Below are 2,681 nucleotides of genomic sequence, written 5' to 3'. Positions count from 1 at the left end.
CATCCAGCAATACGACAAATTCCTCACCCCCGTAACGGGTGATGATATCTTCACCTCTGAACTGTTTTTTGCTTATCATGGATAAATACTGCAGTACCTTGTCGCCGGTAGGATGATCGAAAATATCATTTACTCTTTTAAATTTATCTATATCCATCATAGATACTACAATATTCTCGATCTTATGCCGCAGCAAACGATAACCGATACTTTTTACCAGCAATTCACAAAGGCTGCGCCGGTTCCCAAGGCCGGTGAGAGCGTCCTTTAAAGAAAGCTCCTTCAGGGATTCTTTTTGCTTTTCAATAAGCCGGGTCTTTTCACTTAGTTCATCTACAATATTCCGCAATTGTGCGTTGCTCTTTTTCAAGCTGGCCTGCAAGAATTTCTGCGATTTGTTTTTTTCTTTAAGCGAACTTCTAAAGGATAATTCCTGGAACATGCAGTTTATCAACTCCCACAGCAGTATGGTAATATTTCTGTCGGCGAAAAACACATCACTGCCGCGTTCACTTATGAACTCATCACATTTTATGGCCAGGGTTCTGTTCTCGCCATGCAAAGAAGAAATAATATATCTTCTGAATTCATCGTATTCCTGATGAACACCGTTGGCCTGACCGGCCTTTGCCATTTTTATTCTGATGGGATCATGCTCTGCCGCAGTAATAAACTCAACATTGTTTTCATAAAAAGCCTGACGCAAAAAATGCATGAATATTTCCTGTTTCTCCCGGTTTCTCAGCAAGGCGTTGAAGACGCTTTTATTTACCTCATCCAGGTTCATATATATTCGCTGGGTAAGGTCGGCGAATTGTGTACGCCAGATCCTGCAATCTTCCCAAACTGCTTTTAATCCGGCCTGCTGTTCAGACAACTGCGCATCCTTAAACTCCAACTGAAAATATCCGGCTATATCCGGCTTAAAGCGCAGATAATCATCCTGGGGATTTATGAAAAACTGCCCCATCTTGTCCTCTATGCCGGGGACCTGCCTCAATACTTCTATCCGGCTTACGGAATTATCTATTTCATATTCGGCAAATTCTTCATTACGTATTATTTTCTGTAAAAAATAATAATCATATCTGGGTACAATAAACTCATCTTCGGGATTACTGAAAAAAATGGTCAGTATGGGCTCGAGTTCCGGTAATTTATCCAGCAGTCTGGCTTTGCTTACTTTCCAGTTAAAGAGACGTGAAAAGGCATCATCCGGCTCCAGATTGCGGTAAGACAGGATATGCCCTTCGGCGTTTTTTAACGGCTGGAACTTGGAATCAAAGTCAAAATATACAGGCTCGTTTTCATCAATATTCATTTGCAGATAGGGGATCACGGGCAGATCATAAATATTGTGTACATGTCTGTAGCCAGTCTCTTTCCAATAGCCGCCGAAACATTGTGAATAAATTCTGGTCCGGAAACCGTATCCCCTGAAAAATTCGCCGATAGTCTTAAAAAAAGCGTTTACCTGGGCCCCATGACTCTTGAATTGTGTGCTTCTGGTTATTGAAGTAAGATCATGCCTGAGGACCAGTATCTTTGCCTTAAGCTTCTCCGTACGTACCCCCTGCAGGTTCAGTTTTCCAAATATATCCTCATCATTATCCAGCTTCCAGCCCTGCAATGAATTTAACTCCCGCAGTACGGCATTCTCCTGCTGTAATATTTCGATCTGCGCGTTTTTCTGCTGTAAAAGCGCTAACAGGTTAACGGCGGAAAGACCGGTATAATCGTCATCTGTTTTTAGAGCTACAATTTTATAAAACACTTTTTACCCCTGTTTATGCGGTATGGACAACTTTGTATTATGGTCCCGCCTGTGTTAAATTATTCTTCTGTAAATATATCGTACAAATTGGCGGTTATTTTCATTTTTTGTTATTTGACCTACAATAACAATTATGAAGCCGCTAATTGCCATTACTGCCGGAGATTTGACCGGGATCGGGCCGGAAATCATCGCCAAATCACTAAGCGCTAACCCCGGTCTGTTAAAAAAAGCCGGTTTTCTGCTGATAGGAAGCAAATCTGTACTGCTGGCCGGTTTTAAAAAATATACGCGGATAAAAGCGGACGAGATTAATATTATTAAAAAAGTCGGGGATGACGTAGTCAGTTATTCGGACATTAATATTCTTGATTGTCCGGAATTTGAAGTATCAGCCGCAAATATCAATTCCAAAAGCGGAATTCTCTCCTATAAATTTGTGGAGACCGCAGTAAAACTGGTACTGGCAAAAAAAGTCAGCGCTGTGGTTACCGCGCCCATAAACAAAAATTCCTGGCAGCAAGCCGGGATTAAATTCCCCGGACATACGGAAGCCTTGGCACAATTGAGCCACTGCACGAATTACGCCATGGCTTTTTACTCTAAAAAACTCAAAGTAATTCTGGAAACTATCCATTGCCCGCTAAGCAGAGTGTCTGAAAAAATTTCTACGGATTCCATATACAATAAAATAATGCTGGCTGACAATTTCCTGCGACAGCTGAAAAATAAATCCCGCAAAATAGCTGTGGCCGGGCTCAATCCCCATGCCGGTGAATCGGGACTTATGGGCAGAGAGGAAATCGAGATCATAGCACCCGCGATAAACAAAGCCGGACAACAGGGTATACAGGTGCAAGGACCTATCCCTGCCGATACATTATTTTACAGGGCTGTGGCAGAAAAA

The 2,681-nt window shown here is 42.1% G+C and carries 2 protein-coding genes; one reads left to right on the top strand and one right to left on the bottom strand.

All coding sequences use genetic code 11. The features are described 5' to 3' along the window. Positions 1–1,774: GGDEF domain-containing protein (locus PHV30_12170; protein ID MDD5457766.1), on the bottom strand; the 1,774-nt coding region annotated here is incomplete at its 3' end. A gap of 133 nt (positions 1,775–1,907) precedes the next feature. Here PHV30_12170 and PHV30_12165 point away from each other — a divergent pair. Then, positions 1,908–2,681, top strand: a 774-nt coding sequence (locus PHV30_12165) for a 4-hydroxythreonine-4-phosphate dehydrogenase PdxA (protein MDD5457765.1), incomplete at its 3' end; no start/stop codon positions are given.

The organism is Candidatus Margulisiibacteriota bacterium, from assembly GCA_028715625.1.
Taxonomy (GTDB): Bacteria; Margulisbacteria; Riflemargulisbacteria; order GWF2-35-9; family GWF2-35-9; genus JAQURL01.
The sequence above is the reverse complement of the archived record's forward strand: the minus strand, read 5'-3'. Positions and strand labels throughout refer to the sequence as shown.